15 protein-coding genes are annotated in these 17757 nt (G+C 72.9%); 7 read left to right on the forward strand and 8 right to left on the reverse strand.

Translation table 11 applies throughout. The features are described 5' to 3' along the window. Nucleotides 1-47: 47 nt before the first annotated feature. A complete protein-coding gene (locus ACFY7C_RS17890) occupies nt 48-806 on the forward strand; it encodes an SDR family NAD(P)-dependent oxidoreductase (protein ID WP_389650877.1) in 759 nt (252 codons plus the stop codon). Between the two features lie 84 nt (nt 807-890). Here the strand turns inward: ACFY7C_RS17890 and ACFY7C_RS17895 are convergent, their stop codons facing one another. Further along, nucleotides 891-1112 carry a hypothetical protein gene (locus ACFY7C_RS17895; RefSeq protein ID WP_389650880.1) on the reverse strand — a complete coding sequence of 74 codons (222 nt, stop codon included), beginning with the start codon at nt 1110-1112 and terminating at the stop codon, nt 891-893. Nucleotides 1113-1364: 252 nt separating this feature from the next. On the opposite strand from ACFY7C_RS17895, the gene ACFY7C_RS17900 reads away from it, so the two are divergent. From ACFY7C_RS17900 to ACFY7C_RS17920, 5 genes are all read left to right on the forward strand, one after another. Next, the gene (locus ACFY7C_RS17900) at nt 1365-2873 is read left to right on the forward strand and encodes an aldehyde dehydrogenase family protein (RefSeq protein ID WP_389650883.1); all 1509 of its coding nucleotides are present in this window, start codon (nt 1365-1367) and stop codon (nt 2871-2873) included. After that, a complete protein-coding gene (locus tag ACFY7C_RS17905) occupies nt 2870-4396 on the forward strand; it encodes a GMC family oxidoreductase (RefSeq protein ID WP_389650886.1) in 1527 nt (508 codons plus the stop codon). The genes ACFY7C_RS17900 and ACFY7C_RS17905 overlap by 4 nt, the downstream gene beginning before the upstream one ends. Next, the gene (locus ACFY7C_RS17910) at nt 4393-5493 is read left to right on the forward strand and encodes a glycine betaine/L-proline ABC transporter ATP-binding protein (protein WP_389650889.1); all 1101 of its coding nucleotides are present in this window, start codon (nt 4393-4395) and stop codon (nt 5491-5493) included. The genes ACFY7C_RS17905 and ACFY7C_RS17910 overlap by 4 nt, the downstream gene beginning before the upstream one ends. Nucleotides 5494-5599: 106 nt before the next feature. Continuing rightward, entirely contained in the window at nt 5600-7624 is a 2025-nt protein-coding gene (locus ACFY7C_RS17915; protein ID WP_389650891.1) for an ABC transporter permease, read from the forward strand. A 1-nt stretch (nt 7625) separates the two neighbouring features. Beyond that, entirely contained in the window at nt 7626-8588 is a 963-nt protein-coding gene (locus ACFY7C_RS17920; RefSeq protein WP_389650894.1) for an ABC transporter substrate-binding protein, read from the forward strand. Between the two features lie 26 nt (nt 8589-8614). Here the strand turns inward: ACFY7C_RS17920 and ACFY7C_RS17925 are convergent, their stop codons facing one another. Further along, a complete protein-coding gene (locus tag ACFY7C_RS17925; protein WP_389650896.1) occupies nt 8615-9295 on the reverse strand; it encodes a DUF4232 domain-containing protein in 681 nt (226 codons plus the stop codon). Nucleotides 9296-9498: 203 nt separating this feature from the next. On the opposite strand from ACFY7C_RS17925, the gene ACFY7C_RS17930 reads away from it, so the two are divergent. Next, entirely contained in the window at nt 9499-10425 is a 927-nt protein-coding gene (locus ACFY7C_RS17930; RefSeq protein WP_389650899.1) for an LLM class F420-dependent oxidoreductase, read from the forward strand. A 12-nt stretch (nt 10426-10437) separates the two neighbouring features. Here ACFY7C_RS17930 and xdhC read toward each other — a convergent pair whose 3' ends face one another. From xdhC to ACFY7C_RS17960, 6 genes are all read right to left on the reverse strand, one after another. After that, nucleotides 10438-11274, reverse strand: coding sequence for a xanthine dehydrogenase accessory protein XdhC (xdhC, locus tag ACFY7C_RS17935; RefSeq protein WP_389650902.1), 837 nt, complete (start codon nt 11272-11274; stop codon nt 10438-10440). Between the two features lies 1 nt (nt 11275). Continuing rightward, entirely contained in the window at nt 11276-13696 is a 2421-nt protein-coding gene (gene xdhB / locus ACFY7C_RS17940) for a xanthine dehydrogenase molybdopterin binding subunit (RefSeq protein ID WP_389650905.1), read from the reverse strand. After that, on the reverse strand, nt 13693-15156 hold the full coding sequence (locus tag ACFY7C_RS17945; protein ID WP_389650908.1) for a xanthine dehydrogenase small subunit: 1464 nt from the start codon (nt 15154-15156) through the stop codon (nt 13693-13695). The genes xdhB and ACFY7C_RS17945 overlap by 4 nt, the downstream gene beginning before the upstream one ends. 384 nt (nt 15157-15540) lie before the next feature. Continuing rightward, complete coding sequence (locus ACFY7C_RS17950; RefSeq protein WP_389650910.1) at nt 15541-15921, reverse strand: VOC family protein; 381 nt, start codon at nt 15919-15921, stop codon at nt 15541-15543. A gap of 95 nt (nt 15922-16016) precedes the next feature. After that, the gene (locus ACFY7C_RS17955) at nt 16017-16826 is read right to left on the reverse strand and encodes a hypothetical protein (RefSeq protein WP_389650912.1); all 810 of its coding nucleotides are present in this window, start codon (nt 16824-16826) and stop codon (nt 16017-16019) included. 27 nt (nt 16827-16853) lie between these two features. Then, entirely contained in the window at nt 16854-17666 is an 813-nt protein-coding gene (locus tag ACFY7C_RS17960; protein WP_389650915.1) for a dienelactone hydrolase family protein, read from the reverse strand. Nucleotides 17667-17757 lie beyond the last annotated feature (91 nt).

Genomic DNA, 17757 nt, shown 5'->3' on the forward strand with positions numbered 1-17757 from the left:
CTTGGACGGCATTTCCCCGACGGTCCGGAACGGACAGGAGACAACTCGTGAGTGACTTCGAAGGACTGGTCGCGATCGTGACCGGAGGCGCCTCGGGCATCGGCCTCGCCACGGCGAAACTGCTGCGGAGCAGGGGAGCCCGGGTCGCCGCCCTCGACCTGAAGCCGGACGGGCTTCCGGACGGCATCGTGGGCGTCGAGGTCGACGTCACCGACGACGCCCGGGTCGCCTCCGCCGTGGAGGCCGTGGTCGAGCGCTTCGGCCGGCTCGACGTCGTGGTGAACAACGCCGGGATCGGCGCGATCGGCGACGTCACCGCGAACGGCGACGACGAGTGGATGCGCGTCCTGGACGTCAACGTGGTCGGGATGGTCAGGGTCGCCCGGCACGCGCTGCCCCATCTGCGGCGCTCGCCCGCGGCGGCGATCGTCAACACCTGCTCGATCGTGGCGTGGGCCGGCGTGGAGCAGCGGGTGCTGTACTCGGCGAGCAAGGGCGCGGTGTACGCGCTGACGCTGGCCATGGCGGCGGACCACGTCCGCGAGGGCATCCGGGTCAACTGCGTCGCCCCCGGCTCGGCGGACACGCCCTGGATCGCCCGGTCGCTGCGCGACACGCCGGACCCGGAGGCCGCGCGCGCCGCGCTCGACGCGTTCCAGCCGACGGGCCGCCTGGTGTCGGCCGACGAGGTGGCCGGCGCGATCGCCTACCTGGCGAGCCCGCTGTCGGGCGGGACGGTGGGCACGGTGCTCGCGGTGGACAACGGCATGCACGGCCTGCGCCTGCGCCCGCGGCCTCCGCGGTAGGCGGCTCGCGGGACACACGCACCACACGGACGGGGTCCGGCCCATCGGGGTCGGGCCCCGTCTCCTCTTTCGCCGGCCGCCGGCTCAGGCCCCCATGCCGAGCACGGCGAGGTTCAGCGCACGCATGTCCGGGACGGGAGGAAGCTCGTGCGGCTCCTCGCCGCGGCCTTCGTACGTCGCCGGGACCGGGCGCAGGCTCGCGACGCCACCGGCGGCCCAGGGGGCGTCGAGCGCCGGGAGGGACAGGATCATGCGGCGGCCGTCGGGGAGCTCGGCCTCGAAGGGGGTGGCGGCGTTCGACTGCATGGGCGGCTCTTCTCTGTGAGTGGTGCATGCGTCGGCGGTGATCGTCCTCGCCCTGTGTGACGCTCCACACCGGCGGGAGGTTCCCGCACCCCGCAGGCAATATGAGCAAGATGTCCGAATTTGCCACCACTTGGAAAGTGAAGCAGGACACTCTCCGTAAGGCATTCCGCATGGTTCTCGGGAGTCAGGGCAGGCGGCCCGACCGCCGGGCAACCGGCAGGGGGACCCGAGGAACGGAAGGCCAGACCCGAAGTGACGGCAGCACAACAGACCATCCATGTGGGCGGAGAGTGGCGCGCAGCCCTGTCCGGCGCCACGCGCGAGATCATCGACCCCGTCGACGCGACCGCCTTCGCGGTCGTCGCGGAGGGCGGCGTCCAGGACACCGACGACGCCGTGGCCGCCGCCCGCGCCGCGTTCGACGACGGCGCCTGGCCGCGGACACCGGTCGCCGAGCGGGCCGCCCTGCTGCGGCGCGTCGCCGACCTCCTCGAGCGCGACCGCGAGCGGATCGGCGCCCTGGAGAGCCAGGACGCGGGCAAGACGCTCGAAGAGGGCCGCGTCGACGTGGACTGCGTCCGCGACGCCTTCCGCTACTTCGCCGACCTCGTGGAGAGCGACAGCGACGGACGCGTCGTGGACGCCGGTTCGGACGAGATCCGCAGCGTCGTCGTGCACGAGCCGGTCGGGGTCTGCGCCCTGATCACCCCGTGGAACTACCCGCTCCTCCAGGCCAGCTGGAAGATCGCGCCCGCCCTCGCCGCCGGCAACACCTTCGTGATCAAGCCCAGCGAGATCACCCCGCTCAGCACCGTCGTCCTGGTCGAACTCCTCCTGGAGGCAGGCCTTCCGCTCGGCGCCGCCAACATCGTCACCGGTCCCGGCGCGACCGTCGGCGCCCGGCTCGCCGAGCACCCCGACGTCGACCTCGTCTCCTTCACCGGCGGTCTCGTCAGCGGCACCAAGGTCGCCAGGGCGGCAGCCGACAGCGTCAAGAAGGTCGCCCTCGAACTCGGCGGGAAGAACCCCAACGTCGTCTTCGCCGACGCCTGCGCGACGCCCCACGACTTCGACACCGCCGTCGACCAGGCCCTGAACGCCGCGTTCATCCACAGCGGTCAGGTCTGCTCCGCCGGCTCCCGTCTCATCGTCGAGGAGTCGCTGCGCGAGCGCTTCGTCGCCGAACTCGCCCGCCGGGCCGACCTGATCCGGCTCGGCCGGGGCACCGACGAGGGCGTCGAATGCGGACCGCTGGTCTCCGCCGCCCAGCTGGCGAGGACCGAGGAGTACGTGGCCTCCGCCCTCGCCGAGGGCGCGGTCCTGCGCGCCGGCGGCGAGAAGCCGGCCGGGCCCGGCTACTTCTACCGGCCCACCGTCCTGGACCGCTGCCACCGCCGCATGCGGGTCGTCCGCGAGGAGGTCTTCGGCCCCGTCCTCACCGTGGAGACCTTCCGCACCGAGGACGAGGCCGTCACCCTCGCCAACGACACCGAGTACGGCCTCGCCGGCGCGGTGTGGAGCTCCGACGAGGCCCGCGCCCGCCGGGTCGCCGCCCGGCTGCGCCACGGCACCGTCTGGATCAACGACTTCCACCCCTATCTGCCGCAGGCCGAGTGGGGCGGCTTCGGCAAGTCCGGCATCGGCCGCGAACTGGGCCCCAGCGGACTCGCCGAGTACCGCGAGGCCAAGCACGTCTACCAGAACCTCGCCCCGCGCCCCGTGCGCTGGTTCGCCGGCGAGACCCGGAAGGACCAGGCATGAACGACCAGCACCTCTACGACTACGTCGTCGTCGGCGGCGGCACCGCCGGCTCGGTGATCGCCTCCCGGCTGACCGAGAACCCCGACGTCAGCGTCGCCGTCATCGAGGGCGGCCCCAGCGACGTCGGCCGCGACGACGTCCTCACCCTGCGCCGCTGGATGGGCCTGCTCGGCGGCGAGCTCGACTACGACTACCCCACCACCGAGCAGCCCCGCGGCAATTCCCACATCCGGCACAGCCGCGCGCGGGTGCTCGGCGGCTGCTCCTCCCACAACACCCTCATCGCGTTCAAGCCGCTGCCCTCCGACTGGGACGAGTGGGCCGAGGCCGGTGCCGAGGGCTGGGACGCGGCGTCCATGGACCCGTACTTCGCCCGGCTGCGCAACAACATCGTCCCCGTCGACGAGGCCGACCGGAACGCCATCGCCCGCGACTTCGTCGACGCCGCGCAGACCGCGCTCGGCGTCCCGCGCGTCGAGGGCTTCAACAAGCGGCCCTTCCACGAGGGCGTCGGCTTCTTCGACCTCGCCTACCACCCGGAGAACAACAAGCGGTCCTCGGCCTCCGTGGCCTACCTCCACCCCTTCCTGGACCGGCCCAACCTCCACATCGCCCTGGAGACCTGGGCCTTCCGCCTGGAGTTCGAGGGCACCCGCGCCACCGGCGTGCACATCCGCACCAAGGACGGCGAGGAGCACGTCGTACGCGCCCGGCGCGAGGTCCTGGTGTGCGCGGGCGCCGTGGACACCCCCCGGCTGCTGCTGCACTCCGGCATCGGGCCGCGCGCCGACCTGGAGAAGCTCGGAATCCCCGTCGTGCACGACCTGCCGGGCGTCGGGGAGAACCTGCTCGACCACCCCGAGTCGGTCATCGTGTGGGAGACGCACGGCCCGATCCCGGAGAACTCCGCCATGGACTCCGACGCCGGACTCTTCGTCCGCCGCGACCCGGAGTCCGAGGGGCCGGACCTGATGTTCCACTTCTACCAGATCCCCTTCACCGACAATCCCGAGCGGATCGGCTACGAACGGCCCGCGCACGGCGTGTCGATGACCCCGAACATCCCCAAGCCGCGCAGCCGCGGCCGGCTCTACCTGACCAGCGCCGACCCCGAGGACAAGCCCGCCCTCGACTTCCGGTACTTCACCGACGAGGACGACTACGACGGCCGGACCCTCGTCGACGGCATCCGCATCGCCCGGCGGATCGCGGCGAGCGAACCGCTGGCCGGCTGGCTCAAGCGCGAGGTGTGCCCCGGACCGGAGGTCACCTCCGACGAGGAACTCAGCGCCTACGCCCGCCAGGTCGCCCACACCGTCTACCACCCGGCGGGCACCTGCAGGATGGGCGCCGCCGACGACGAACTCGCCGTCGTCGCACCCGACCTGAGGATCCGCGGCCTCGACGGCATCCGTATCGCCGACGCGTCCGTCTTCCCGACCATGACCGCCGTCAACCCCATGATCGGCGTGCTCATGGTCGGTGAGAAATGCGCCGACCTGCTGGGAGGTACGACCCGATGAACACCCCCACCACCACGACCACCGCGCACACCACGACTCCCGAGGCGGCGGCGCAGCCCGTCTTCTCCGTACGGAACCTGTGGAAGGTCTTCGGCCCCAAGGCCGACCGCGTGCCCGCCGACCAGGAGCTCGCCTCCCTCGACGCCGCCGGGCTGCGCGAGCGCACCGGCTGTACCGCCGCCGTACGCGACGTCTCCTTCGACGTCCGCAAGGGCGAGGTCTTTGTCGTCATGGGCCTGTCCGGCTCCGGCAAGTCGACGCTCGTCCGCTGCCTGACCCGGCTCATCGAGCCGACCTCGGGCACGATCGCCATCGACGGCGAGGACGTGCTGTCCATGGACACCGGTCGGCTCCGCGAGCTGCGCCGCCACCGGGCGGCGATGGTCTTCCAGCACTTCGGCCTGCTGCCGCACCGGACCGTGCTCGACAACGTCGCCTACGGTCTCGAGATCCAGGGCGTGGCCCGTGGCGAACGGCGCGAGCGCGCCGCCCAGTTCGTCGCCAAGGTCGGTCTCGACGGCATGGAGCACCGCACCCCGGGCCAGCTGTCCGGCGGCCAGCAGCAGCGCGTCGGACTGGCCCGCGCCCTCGCCGTCGACCCCGAGGTCCTGCTGTTCGACGAGCCGTTCAGCGCCCTCGACCCGCTCATCCGCCGGGACATGCAGGAGGAGGTCGTCCGCCTGCACCGGGAGGAGGGCCGCACGATGGTCTTCATCACGCACGACCTCAGCGAGGCGCTGAAGCTCGGTGACCGCATCGCCCTGATGCGCGACGGCCGGATCGTGCAGCTCGGCACGCCGGAGGAGATCGTCGGCGCCCCCGCCGACGACTACGTCAGGGACTTCGTCCGGGACGTGCCCCGCGAGCAGGTGCTGACCGTCCGCTCGGCGATGCGCCCGGCGCTCGCCGACGAACGCGAGACGGGCCCCGCGCTCGCCCCCGGCGCCACCGTCCACGAGGCCATCGAGGCCGTCGCCCGCACGGGCGAGAACGCGCGGGTCGTCGAGGGCGGCCGGTGCCTGGGCGTGGTCGACCACGCGGGACTCCTCGGTGTCGTCGCCGGGGTCCCGGCCGCTCCGGCGAAGGCGGTGGCCTGATGTACTCCCATACGACCTGGCCGCCGCCGTGCGGCGGCACGACCGGTGCCGACGCGGCCGCGGCGCGCCGCCGCACCGGGACGCGCGACGCCGGGCGGTGGGCCCGATGACCGCCACCGTCACCCCCGCCACTCCCGGCCGCACGACCGCCGGCACCCAGGGCACCACCGGCACCGCCGCCACGAACAGCACCACCGGGCCCACCCGCACCGGCCTCGCCGCACGGCACGCGCTCGCGCGACACCGCGGCCGGCTGATCGGCGCGGGCACCGCCCTCGCCCTCGTCCTCGGAGCCGTACTCCTGGGCGGCGGCGGCTGGCCGGCGGCACTCGCCGTCGACGTGTCCGCGCCGCTGGAGCGCACCAGCGACTGGATCATCGACCACCGCGACAGCCACCCGCTGTTCCTCCACTTCCTCGGCCACGTCAGCAACCTCGTGGTCGTGTCCGTCCGCGCCGTGTACCTGCTGCTGCTCGCCGTCGGCTGGGCCGGCGTCACCGCCGCCGCCGGGCTCGTCGCCTGGCGGGTCGCGGGCGTCCGGCTCGCCCTGACCTCCGTCGCCGCCTTCGCCGTGTGCGGACTGCTCGGCATGTGGGTGCCCACCATGCAGACGCTCGCCCTGATGGTGGTCGCCGTCGCCGCGTCCGTCCTGCTCGGCGGTCTCCTCGGACTCGCCGCCGGCCTGTCCGACCGCATGCACCGGCTTCTGCGCCCGGTGCTCGACACCATGCAGGTCCTGCCGGCCTTCGCGTATCTGCTGCCCGTCGTCCTCGTCTTCGGCATCGGCGTGCCCGCGGCCGTCCTCGCGACCGTCGTCTACGCCGCCCCGCCCATGGCCCGGCTCACCGCGCTCGGCCTGCGCGGCGCGGACCCCGGCGTCATGGAGGCCGCCGCCTCCCTCGGCGCCACCCGTCGCCAGCGACTCCTCACGGCCCGACTGCCGCTCGCCCGCAAGGAACTCCTGCTCGGCGTCAACCAGTCGATCATGATGGCGCTCGGCATGGCCGTCATCGCCTCCGTCATCGGCGCCGGCGGCCTCGGCGACCGCGTCTACCAGGCCCTCGCCTCCGTCGACGTCGGCGCCGCGCTCGCCGCCGGCGTGCCGATCGTGCTGCTCGCCATCGTCCTGGACCGGGTCACCGCCGCGGCGGGGGAGCGGATCGGCGCGGCCCCCGCCCGCCGGGCCGGACTCGCCCGGGCCGCCGGCCTCCTCGCGATCGCCGCCGTCGCCGTCGCGGGGCGCCTGACCGACCGGCTCTCCTGGCCCGCCCGGTGGACCGTCGACATCGCCGAGCCCGTCAACCGTGCGGTCGACTGGATGACCGGCCACCTCTACTCCGGGGTGCCCCTCGTCGGCGGCACCGCCGACTGGGCCGGCCGGTTCACCACCTGGGTCCTCAACCCCCTGCGGGACGGGCTTCAGTGGCTGCCCTGGTGGGCGGTCCTGCTGACCGTCGGCGCCCTCGCCCTGCTCATCGGCACCTGGCGCACCGCCACGACCGCCGTCCTCGCCATGGCCGCCATCGGCGTGCTCGGCGCCTGGGACCCGGCGCTCGACACCCTCTCCCAGGTCCTGGCCGCCGTCGCCGTGACGCTGCTGCTGGGCTTCGCCCTCGGCGTGGCCGCGGCCCGCAGCAGCCGGCTCGGCCGCGCGCTGCGCCCGGTGCTCGACGTCTTCCAGACGATGCCGCAGTTCGTCTATCTGATCCCCGTGGTCGCCCTGTTCGGCGTGGGCCGCGCCCCGGCGGTCGCGGCCGCCGTGGTCTACGCGCTGCCCGCGGTCGTACGGATCACGGCCCAGGGCGTACGCGCGGTGAACCCCGCCGCACTGGAGTCCTCGCGCTCGCTCGGCGCGACCGGTCGGCAGCAGCTGTTCCAGGTCCAACTGCCCCTCGCGCGGCCCGCGTTGCTGCTCGCCGTCAACCAGGGCGTCGTCCTGGTCCTCGCCGTCGTCGTCATCGGCGGCCTCGTGGGCGGCGGCGCACTCGGTTACGACGCGGTCTTCGGCCTCGCCCAGGGCGACCTGGCCACCGGTCTGGTCGCCGGTGCCGCCATCGTCTGCCTCGGACTGATGCTCGACCGGGTCACCCAGCCGACCCGACGCCACGACCCCGCCGGAAAGGGGGCCTGAGATGGCTCGCACCCGCATCGCCGCACTCGCGGCCGCCGTCGCCCTGGCCGCCGGTCTCACCGGCTGCGGCGCCGCCGACATGACCCGTCAGTCCTCCCCGTACGCCGACGCCAAGGGCTCCCGCACGGTGACCCTGTCCGTCCAGTCGTGGGTGGGCGCGCAGGCCAACGTCGCCGTCGCCCGGCACCTGCTGGAGCACGAGCTCGGCTACCGGGTCGACACCGTCCAGATCGACGAGGTCCCCGCCTGGGACGCGCTCAGCCAGGGCCGGGTGGACGCCATCCTGGAGGACTGGGGCCACCCGGAGCAGGAGAAGCGGTACGTCGACGACAAGAAGACGATCGAGCCGGGCGGCGACCTCGGCGTGACCGGTCACATCGGCTGGTTCGTCCCCACGTACTTCGCCGAGAAGCACCCCGACGTCACCGACTGGAAGAACCTGGACAAGTACGCCGACGACTTCCGCACCGCGGAGAGCGGCGGCAAGGGCCAGCTCCTCGACGGCTCCCCGTCGTACGTCACGAACGACAAGGCGCTCGTGAACAACCTCAAGCTCGACTACGAGGTCGTGTTCGCGGGCTCCGAGGCGGCGCAGATCACCCAGATCAAGCAGTTCGCCAAGGAGAGGAAGCCGTTCCTGACCTACTGGTACAAGCCGCAGTGGCTGTTCGAGAAGGTCCCGATGACGGAGGTCAGGCTGCCCGCCTACACGGAGGGCTGCGACGCCGACCCGGAGAAGGTGGCCTGCGCGTATCCGCACACGCCGCTGCGGAAGTTCCTCAACGCCCGCTTCGCGGACGGCGGGGGCGACGCGGCCGCCTTCCTGAAGAAGTTCCGCTGGACGACCGAGATGCAGAACGACGTCGCCCTGATGATCGCGGAGCAGAAGCTGTCACCGCAGGAGGCGGCCGCCCGCTGGGTGAAGGACAACGAGGCCACCTGGCGGACCTGGCTCCCGGCCTGACGCGGGCCGGGAGCCCCGTCCTCCGGTCACTTCGACATGATGAAGTCCAGGGCGGCGCCCGAGGCGGTCGTCCAGTAGGTGACGAGCTGACCGTCGTCCGCGTACAGGGTGCGGACGGGCATGGGCACGTCGACCGCCGTGCCCGCGGTGGTGCCCGGCTTGCGGCCCTGGAGGGTGAGGCTGATGCTCTTCGCCTCGTACTCGTCCCGGGCGCCACCGCTGACCAGCAGTGCGGCATGGGCCTCGTCACCCGGCGCGAGGGTGACCGGCCTGCCGGGGTCCGGGTCGCTGTCCTTGATCACGGGGACCGTGGTCCTGGCGTCGGCGCCGAGCCGCACCCGGGGATAGCCGTACAGGTCGCACTTCTTGTCGCCGGTGTTCTGCACGGTGATGAGGAGGTGCCTGGCCTCCTTGCTGTCCGCGGGCTCCTTCTGGGCGGACACCGCGAGGTGCTCGGTGGTGCAGGCGGCGACGGTGGCGGTGTCCCCGGTCCCGCCGGAGCCACCCGGGTCGCTCGACGTGGCGCTGGGCTCCGGCGAGTCGGTCGCGGTCGCGCCCGGCTTCGCCGAGCCCGTCGCGCTCGCCCGGTCCGAAGGCGCGGCCGTCGCCGAGTCCTCGGCCGCGTCCGGCCCGCACGCGGTGGTCCCGAGCAGCGCGGTGACCACCGCGGCCCCGACGGCATAGCTCTTCCAGGCAGAAGTGTTCATGTTCGTTCCCCCGTGGTCGGCCGCACGCGGCCACTCTCGACTCTTGCCGGTAACCAGAGTCTGCGTGCGCGGGCCGTCCGCGACACCTCTGCCACGGAGCTGTTACCGACGGGGGACACGGAAGTATCGATTCCGCCCCACTCAGGTGTTCCTCCCACGTCCGCGCGGGAATTCCCGTCCCCCGACCGGAGGTTACGCCGTACATGACTCTCGGCGTGACGCTCACCTCGACCTCCCGGCAGCTCCCCGTCGACGACACCGTGCGACTCGCGCGCGAGGCGCGGGACGCGGGCCTGCACTCCGCGTGGTTCGGCCAGACCTTCGCGTACGACTCGCCGTCGCTCGCCGCGATCGTCGGGCGCGAAGTGCCGGGCCTGCAGGTGGGGACGTCCGCGATACCGATATTCGGCCGCCATCCGCTGCTCGTCTCCAGCCAGGCCCAGACGGCCCAGGCCGCCACCGGCGGGCGCTACCACCTCGGACTCGGCCTCGGCACCCGGCACCTCACCGAGACCGGGTTCGGTCTCCCGTACCAGAGGCCCATCGGTCTGCTCAGGGAGTTCCTCACCGCCCTGCGGCCCCTCCTCGAAACGGGCCACGCCGACTTCCACGGAGAGCTGCTGACCGCGACGACGCCCTACCCGGCGGCGGTCCCGGGGGCCCGGCCGCCGGTGCCGGTGCTGGTCGCCGCGATGGGTCCGCAGGCACTGCGGGTCAGCGGCGAACTCGCGGACGGCATCCTGCCGTTCCTGGCCGGCCCGCGCGCGCTCGCCGAGCACATCGTCCCGGCCGTGACCGCCGCCGCCGAGGCCGCCGGCCGCCCCGCGCCCCGCGTCGTGGCCCTCGTGCCCGGCGCGGTCACGGCCGACCCCGAAGGCGTACGGCAGCGCGCGGCCGAGTCACTCGCCCTCTACGACCGGATCCCGTCCTACCAGCGCGCCGTCGAGCTCTCCGGCGCCGCCCGCGCCGCCGATCTGGCCGTCCTCGGCGACGAGGAGACCGTCGCCGCCGAGGTGCGGCGCTATCGCGAGGCCGGGGCGACGGAGGTGGTCTTCACCGCGACGGACCTCAGCGGCGAGGCCGACCGCAGCCGCACCTGGAAGCTGCTCGGAGAACTGTCACGCGGCTGAACCGGCCGGGCCTCACGCCCCTTCGTTCTCGAAGGTCTCGACGGTCTCGACGCTCTCGAAGGTCCGCAGCAGATCGGCGGCGACGCTCACCGCGATGGTCGCCGGTTCCTTTCCGGTGATGTCGGTCAGGCCGATCGGCGTCTTGATCCGTTCGAGGTCGGCCTCGTCATGGCCGCCCTCGGTGAGGAGGCGCCTGCGGAACCGCACCCACTTGGCGGCCGAACCGATCAGCCCGATGGAGCCGAGACGAGGCGTGCGCAGGGCGGCGTCGCACAGCGCGGCGTCCTCGGCGTGGTCATGCGTCATGATCAGGACATGGGTGCCGGCCGGCAGCTCCTCGAGGACCTCCTCCGGCAACAGCGGCGTGTGGTGCACATGCACCTGCGCCACCGCGTCCGCCAGCACGGCGAGCCGCTCCTCGGCGAGGACGTCCGAGCGGGTGTCGATCAGATGCAGGTCGAGGTCCTGACGTGCCAGGATGCGGGCCAGTTCGAGCCCGACGTGCCCGACGCCGAAGACCGCCACCGCCCGTACCACCGGCAGCGGTTCGAGCAGCACCGAGACCGTGCCGCCGCAGCACTGCACACCGTGGCGGTTGGTCACCTTGTCGTTCAGGGCGAAATCGATCAGCTCCGGCTCCCGCTCGGACGCCAGCATCATCTCCCGGGCCCGGTCGATCGCCACGGCCTCGACGTTGCCGCCACCGATCGAGCCCCAGGTCTCGGCCCGTCCCACGACGAGCTTCGCGCCGGCGTCGCGCGGGGCGTGGCCGCGCACGGCCGCGACGGTCACCAGCACGCCGGGCTCCCGGCGTGCTCGCAACCGCGCGACCGCGGCGACCCACGTCATGTCAGGCACCGATCGCCGCTTCCGCGTCGACACGGACCCCGCCCTCGGCCCGGCCGCCCCCGACCTCGGCGTCGCCGGCCTGTCCGTGTCCGGCGTCTCCCCGCCGCGCCGCCTGGATCGCCCAGTACACCGCCTCCGGCGTCGCGGGCGAGGCCAGCTCGACACTGATCCCGCTCGGCCCGAACGCGGCGGCTGCCTGCCGCAAGGCCTCCCGCACCGAGAACGCCAGCATCAGTGGAGGCTCACCGACCGCCTTGGATCCGTACACCGCGCCCTCTTCGGTCGCGTTCTCCAGCAGCGTGACATGGAACTCCTCGGGCATCTCCGAGAAGCTCGGCAGCTTGTACGTGCTCGCCGCCTGCGTCAGCAGCCGCCCGCGCTGCGGCCCCACGCCGGTGTCCCAGCGCAGGTCCTCGAGCGTCAGCCAGCCCGCGCCCTGCACGAAACCGCCCTCGACCTGACCGATGTCGATCATCGGGGAGAGGCTGTCGCCGACATCGTGCACGATGTCCACCCGCCGGATCCGGTAGGCACCGGTGAAGCCGTCCACCTCCACCTCGGCCGCGGCGGCGCCATGGGCGAAGTACTTGAACGGCGAACCCCGGAACGTCTTCGCGTCCCAGTGCAGCCCCTCGGTCCGGTAGAAACCGGCCGCCGACAGCTGCACCCGCTGGAAGTACGCGGTGCGCACCAGATCGTCCCAGGCCAGCTCCCGGTCGCTGCCCAGGATGCGCGCGACGCCGTCCACGATCCGTACGTCCGAGGCGTGCCCGCCCAGCTGGGTGGCGGCCACCTGGAGCAGCCGCTCGCGCAACTGCTCGCACGCGTTCTTCACCGCCGCACCGTTGAGATCCGCCCCCGCGCTGGCCGCGGTGGCGGAGGTGTTGGGCACCTTGTCGGTACGCGTCGGGGCCAGCCGCACCTTGCGCAGCGGGATGCCCAGCGTGGTCGCGGCCACCTGGAGCATCTTGGTGTGCAGGCCCTGGCCCATCTCGGTGCCGCCGTGGTTGATCAGGACCGAGCCGTCCTTGTAGATCAGCACCAGCGCGCCGCCCTGGTTGAAGGCGGTGAGGTTGAAGGAGATGCCGAACTTGAGGCCGGTGACGGCCAGGGCCCGCTTGGTGTGCGGGTGCGCGGCGTTGAAGGCGGCGATCTCGCGGCGCCGGTCGGCGATGCCGGCGTTCTCCTTGACCTGCTCCCAGACGGCGGAGATCCGTTCGGGGCGGACGACCGGCTGCCCGTACGGGGTCGACTGCCCCCGCCCGTAGAAGTTGCGCTCCCGCAGCTCCATCGGGTCCAGGCCGAGCAGCGGCGCGCACCGACCCATGATGTCCTCGATCACCAGCATGCCCTGCGGCCCGCCGAAGCCGCGGAAGGCGGTGTTGGAGACCTTGTTGGTGCGGGCGATGCGACCGGTGACGCGCGCGTTGGGGATCCAGTACGTGTTGTCGATGTGGCACAGCGCACGTGCCACGACCGGCTCGGACAGGTCCAGGCTCCAGCCGCCGTCCGCGGTCAGGGTGGCGTCGAGCGCCCGGATGCGGCCGTCGGCGTCGAAGCCGATCCGCCACCGGGCGTGGAACCCGTGCCGCTTGCCGGACATGGTCAGGTCCTGGGTCCGGTTGAGCCGCACCCGGACCGGCCGTCCGGTCAGCTTGGCGCCGAGCGCGGCGACGGCCGCGAACCCGTGCGGCTGCATCTCCTTGCCGCCGAATCCGCCGCCCATCCGCAGACACTGCACGGTCACCTCGTGACTGTGCAGGCCGAGCACATGGGCGACGATCTCCTGCGTCTCCGACGGATGCTGGGTGCTGCTCTGGACGAAGACCTGCTCGCCCTCGTCGACATAGGCCAGCGCCGCGTGCGTCTCCAGGTAGAAGTGCTCCTGATCGGAGAACTGCAGCTCACCGGCGAACACATGCGCGGAGTCGGCGAATCCGGCGTCGACGTCGCCGGTCACCATCACCGGCCGGGCGCCGTGGAAGCTCTCGGCCGCGATCGCCTCCTGCAGGGTGACCACGGACGGCAGCTCCTCGAGCTCCACCTCGACGGCCGCCGCGCCGAGCCGGGCCGCCTCCAGGGTCTCGCCGAGCACCCAGGCGACCGCGTGGCCGTGGAACATGACCTCGTCGGGGAACAGCGGCTCGTCGTGCTTCATCCCGGCGTCGTTGACCCCGGGCACGTCGGCCCCGGTCAGCACGCGCACCACACCGGGCACGGCGAGCGCGCGCTCGGTGCGCAGCGCGGTGATCCTGCCGTGGGCCTTCATGACCTGGACCGGGTAGGCGTGCAGCACGTCCTTGGTCCGGTGGACCAGGTCGTCCGTGTAGAGCGCGGTGCCGGTGACGTGCTGGGCGGCACTCTCGTGCGGCATCGACAGGCCGACGACGGCCCCTTCGGGGCGTTCGGACAGATGACTCATGACGACACCGCCTCGGTGGTCTGTGCGTGCAGCTTCAGCAGGCTCTGGCCGAGCATCGCGGAGCGGTACGCGGCACTCGCGCGGTGGTCGCTCATCGGCGTGCCCTCGGCCCGGAGCACCGGTTCCGCGGCCTCGACGGTCTCCGCCGTCCACGGCCTGCCCTCCAGGGCCGCCTCGGTGGCGAGCGCCCGGATCGGGGTGGCGGCCACGCCGCCGAGGCCGATGCGCGCCTTGCGCACGATCCCGCCCTCGACGTCGAGCGCGAAGGCGACCGCCACGCTGGAGATGTCGTCGAAGCGCCGCTTGGCGATCTTGTGGAAGGCCGCGACCGGCGACAGCGGCAGCGGGATCCGCACCGCGCGGATCAGCTCGTCCGGACGGCGCACGCTCTGCCGGTAGCCGGTGAAGTAGTCGGCGAGGGGGACCTCGCGCTCGCCGTCGGCGTCGGCGAGCAGCACCGACGCCTCCAGGGCCAGCAGCACCGGCGGGCTGTCGCCGATGGGGGAGCCGGTGCCGAGGTTGCCGCCGAGGGTGGCGCCGTTGCGGATGAGCCGGGACGCGAACTGCGGGAACAGCTCGGCCAGCAGCGGCACTTCGCCGTCGAGGCGGCGTTCGATCTCGGTGAGCGTCAGCGCCGCCCCGATCTCGACGACGTCGGACGTGACGCGCAGCTCCCGCAGTTCGGGCAGCCGGTCGACGGCGACCACGCAATCCGCCCGCCGGGAGCGGATGTTCACCTCCACGCCCCAGTCGGTGGAGCCGGCGACCACCACCGCGTCGGGTCGCTCGCGCAGCAACTCAAGCGTCTCGGCCAGGGTGCTCCTCCGCACGAACGTCCGTCCGTCCTGGGCGTATTCGGTGGCGACGGGTGCAGGCGGGGCCTCCTCGCGTCGCCGCGCCAGCGGGTCGTCCTCTGTGGGCGTGCCGACGGCGAACGCGGCGTCCCGGATCGGGCGGTAGCCGGTGCAGCGGCACAGGTTCCCGCTCAGCGCGTGCAGATCGAAACCGTTCGGACCGTGCTCGGCGTCGGTGCCGCTGCCCTCGCCGTCGTCCGGCTCCGGGTGCGCGCAGCGGTCGGGCCGGTAGTACTCGGCGGCCATGCTGCAGACGAATCCCGGTGTGCAGTAGCCGCATTGGGAGCCGCCGCGGACCGCCATCTGCTCCTGTACGGGGTGCAGGGCGGGCGGCGTGCCGGGAGCGCCGGCCGTGGCGAGCCCCTCGGCGGTGACGATCTCCTGACCGTCGAGCGCCGCGACCGGGACCAGGCAGGCGTTGACCGCCACCCAGTCGGTGGGCTTGTTCACCCCGGGGCGGGCCACCAGGACCGAACAGGCCCCGCACTCACCCTCGGCGCAGCCCTCCTTGGTGCCGGTGAGTCCACGTTCCCGCAGGAAGTCCAGCGTTGTGGTGTGGGGAGCAGCGGGTGAGATCGGTGCTTCTTTCCCGTTGACCGTGATCATGTTCGCCAATGTCAGGCAGCTTTCTGTGTTCGAGGGCGCCACGGGGCAGCAGTGGGCGCGGAACGGCACGCAGCAGCGACGTGCCTGGAAAAGGTGCGGGAAAAACGGAAGAGCGCCCGGCGAAGGGCACATCAGAACGGCGTGATCAGCAGCCGTGCGCGATACGACCCGGAACCCAGACCGTGGTGTGGGCGAGGCGACTCAGGTCGGAGCTGGTGTACATCCGCCGGTCGCCTCCTCTCGGTCGTCTTGGCCGGTCGTCCTGTCGGTCGTGTCAGGCCGACGTTGACCGCAAGCTAACGGCTGGCGCGGGGCAGGTCAAGAGGGGGCCGGCCCTGTGAGACGGGGCGGCGGCCCGGTGCCGGGACGCTGACGGCCGGACGCTCAGAGGGGCTGGAGCCGGCGGTGCAGCAGGCAGAACTCGTTGCCCTCCGGGTCGGCCAGGACGTGCCAGTTCTCCTCACCGGTCTGGCCGACGTCGGCGGGCTTGGCGCCGAGGGCGAGGAGCCGCTCCAGCTCGGCGTCCTGGTCGCGGTCGGTGGCGTTGACATCGATGTGCAGGGGGAGCCTGCCGGTCCGCGGGTTGCTGCTGGGGCTGAGGACCAGCGTGGGCTGCGGCCCTCCGAAGCCGGCCCCGGGCGGCCCGATCTCGATGCTTCCGTCCTCCCGGCCGAGCTCGACATAGCCGAGGACCTCGCTCCAGAACGCGGCGAGCCGTTCGGGATCGGCGCAGTGGAGGACCAGCTCACTGATGCGGCATGCCATGCCCGTCAGTCTAGGAGGACAATCCCGGACGAAGCGCTTGCCACGCCGACGGCCGTACGGACGGCAAAGGCCGTCGGCCAGGTCCGATCGGGCCTTCAGTACGCCCCGATCGACCAGAAGACGCCGATCTCCTCCTCGCTGACCGCGACGAGGCCCAGGTCGTCGAAGATGTCCAGGCCGTTGACGTACGCCGAGGTGACGAAGCGGTACGAGTCGGTGCCCCGGAGACCCGCCGCGACGAAGTCCGGGGCCGGGTCGGAGGCGGCGGCCGTGGCGTTCGTCCAGTAGCGCGCGGTGGGGCCGTACCGATCCAGCAGCGTCCGGGCGTCCGCCAGGGCGGCGTCCCGGTTCGGACGCGAGCGGACCGGTGCCGGCTCCCCCTGCCACTCCTCGCTCATCACGGCGAGCGCGGCGACCGCCGCCCGGCGCTCCAGTGGATGGAGGACCTCGGGGAACCGCGCGGCGGGCGGAGGGTCGAAGGGATACGCGGGCAGCGCGTCGCGCACCGCGTTCCCGCGGTCCCCGTCGAGCCGGAGCCAGCCGCGCGGATCCTCCACCGTCCGGTGCAGTACGGCGAGGACGTCACGGGCCCAGTCCTCGTGCCGGCGCGGCCCGGTGGCCACGAAGACGTACGGGTCGTCGAGCAGCCGCAGGGCCGCGGCGTTCCAGGGGCAGCGCTCGCCGCGGAACTCCACCAGCAGACCGCCGACCTCGCGACGGAACACCTCCTCCGGATCGCGCGGAAGACGCCGCAGCCGATCCAGCGTCCGGCGGACGAGCTCGCCCGCCCCATCGGCGCCGAGCCCGTCCGGAGCCGGGGGAGGCGGCGGGTCCACCCTGTCCCACAGCGCCTCCAGATGGGCGTCGAGCAGGTCAAGGGCGGTCCGGTCGTCACGCGAGGGCATCACGTCACTCTAGGCCGTGTCCGGGCGTCACTTCCCGTCCGGGCGCAGGCGGTCGGCGAGGAAGGCGAGGATCTCGTCGCGGGCCCGGACCGTGGGGTGGCCGGCCTCGTCGACGAGATGGGCGGTGACGACACTGTGCGGAGTGCCGACCAGGTCGGCGAAGAAGGGCGGCGGGGCCGGGTTGGCGGCAGCGTCCGGGAGGACGCGACCGTCGAAGGCCTCGCCGAGCAGCGCCCGGTAGGCGGCGAAGCGCTGCCCCGTGCACCAGCGGTCGCCCTCGAAGCGGTAGGCGAGGACGGTGAGTCCGTCGCGGGCGAGCCGGTCGCGCACCGCTCGCGCGTCCGCGTCGTCGAGTTCGAGCCCGCCGGGATCGTCCAGCGGCAGCGACGGATGGTTGACCACAGGGGCGATCACCGCCGGCTCCAGGGCCATGGTGAGGGCGAAGTTGCCGGTGAAGCACAGACCGATGGCACCCACCCCCGGGCCGCCGCACACCTCGTGCGCCCGGCGCGCCAGGCCGCGCAGCCACACCGTCACCGGGCTGGTGCCGCCTCCGGCGAAGGCCCGGAACTCCGCGCTGACACAGGCGCGGCGGACGACCTCCCGGCCGCCCTCGACCGTGGGGAAGGCGCCGTCCGTCCCGAACAGGGAGGGCACATGGACGGTGAAGCCCGCGTCCCGCACCCAGCGGGCGAGCCGCAGGACGTCCGGACTGATGCCCGGCATCTCGGGCAGCACCACCACCGCGGGCCCGGCCCCCGCCACGTACACCGTCTTCTCCACCCCGTCCACGGCCACGGTCCGGCGGCTGAAGTCGGTGATCGGATCGTCGTCGCTCATGGGGCCAGCCTGCGCCCCGGACCGGCCGCCGGGTGAGGGGCGGGATCGCCAGGGTCAGGGGTAATCTCGCCACACGCGGTCGGCGGGCCCG

Origin of the sequence: Streptomyces sp. NPDC012769, assembly GCF_042901205.1 — a bacterium.
In the GTDB taxonomy this organism is placed as follows: domain Bacteria; phylum Actinomycetota; class Actinomycetes; order Streptomycetales; family Streptomycetaceae; genus Streptomyces.

Bases quoted from the DNA above. Each gene is read 5' to 3' on its own strand.
- ACFY7C_RS17950 (WP_389650910.1), bottom strand. From the start codon at position 15,921: ATGGCATGCCGCATCAGTGAGCTGGTCCTCCACTGCGCCGATCCCGAA.
- ACFY7C_RS17945 (WP_389650908.1), bottom strand. From the start codon at position 15,156: ATGATCACGGTCAACGGGAAAGAAGCACCGATCTCACCCGCTGCTCCC.
- xdhB (WP_389650905.1), bottom strand. From the start codon at position 13,696: ATGAGTCATCTGTCCGAACGCCCCGAAGGGGCCGTCGTCGGCCTGTCG.
- ACFY7C_RS17930 (WP_389650899.1), top strand. From the start codon at position 9,499: ATGACTCTCGGCGTGACGCTCACCTCGACCTCCCGGCAGCTCCCCGTC.
- ACFY7C_RS17920 (WP_389650894.1), top strand. From the start codon at position 7,626: ATGGCTCGCACCCGCATCGCCGCACTCGCGGCCGCCGTCGCCCTGGCC.
- ACFY7C_RS17915 (WP_389650891.1), top strand. From the start codon at position 5,600: ATGACCGCCACCGTCACCCCCGCCACTCCCGGCCGCACGACCGCCGGC.
- ACFY7C_RS17910 (WP_389650889.1), top strand. From the start codon at position 4,393: ATGAACACCCCCACCACCACGACCACCGCGCACACCACGACTCCCGAG.
- ACFY7C_RS17955 (WP_389650912.1), bottom strand. From the start codon at position 16,826: ATGCCCTCGCGTGACGACCGGACCGCCCTTGACCTGCTCGACGCCCAT.
- ACFY7C_RS17925 (WP_389650896.1), bottom strand. From the start codon at position 9,295: ATGAACACTTCTGCCTGGAAGAGCTATGCCGTCGGGGCCGCGGTGGTC.
- ACFY7C_RS17905 (WP_389650886.1), top strand. From the start codon at position 2,870: ATGAACGACCAGCACCTCTACGACTACGTCGTCGTCGGCGGCGGCACC.
- ACFY7C_RS17895 (WP_389650880.1), bottom strand. From the start codon at position 1,112: ATGCAGTCGAACGCCGCCACCCCCTTCGAGGCCGAGCTCCCCGACGGC.
- ACFY7C_RS17960 (WP_389650915.1), bottom strand. From the start codon at position 17,666: ATGAGCGACGACGATCCGATCACCGACTTCAGCCGCCGGACCGTGGCC.
- xdhC (WP_389650902.1), bottom strand. From the start codon at position 11,274: ATGACGTGGGTCGCCGCGGTCGCGCGGTTGCGAGCACGCCGGGAGCCC.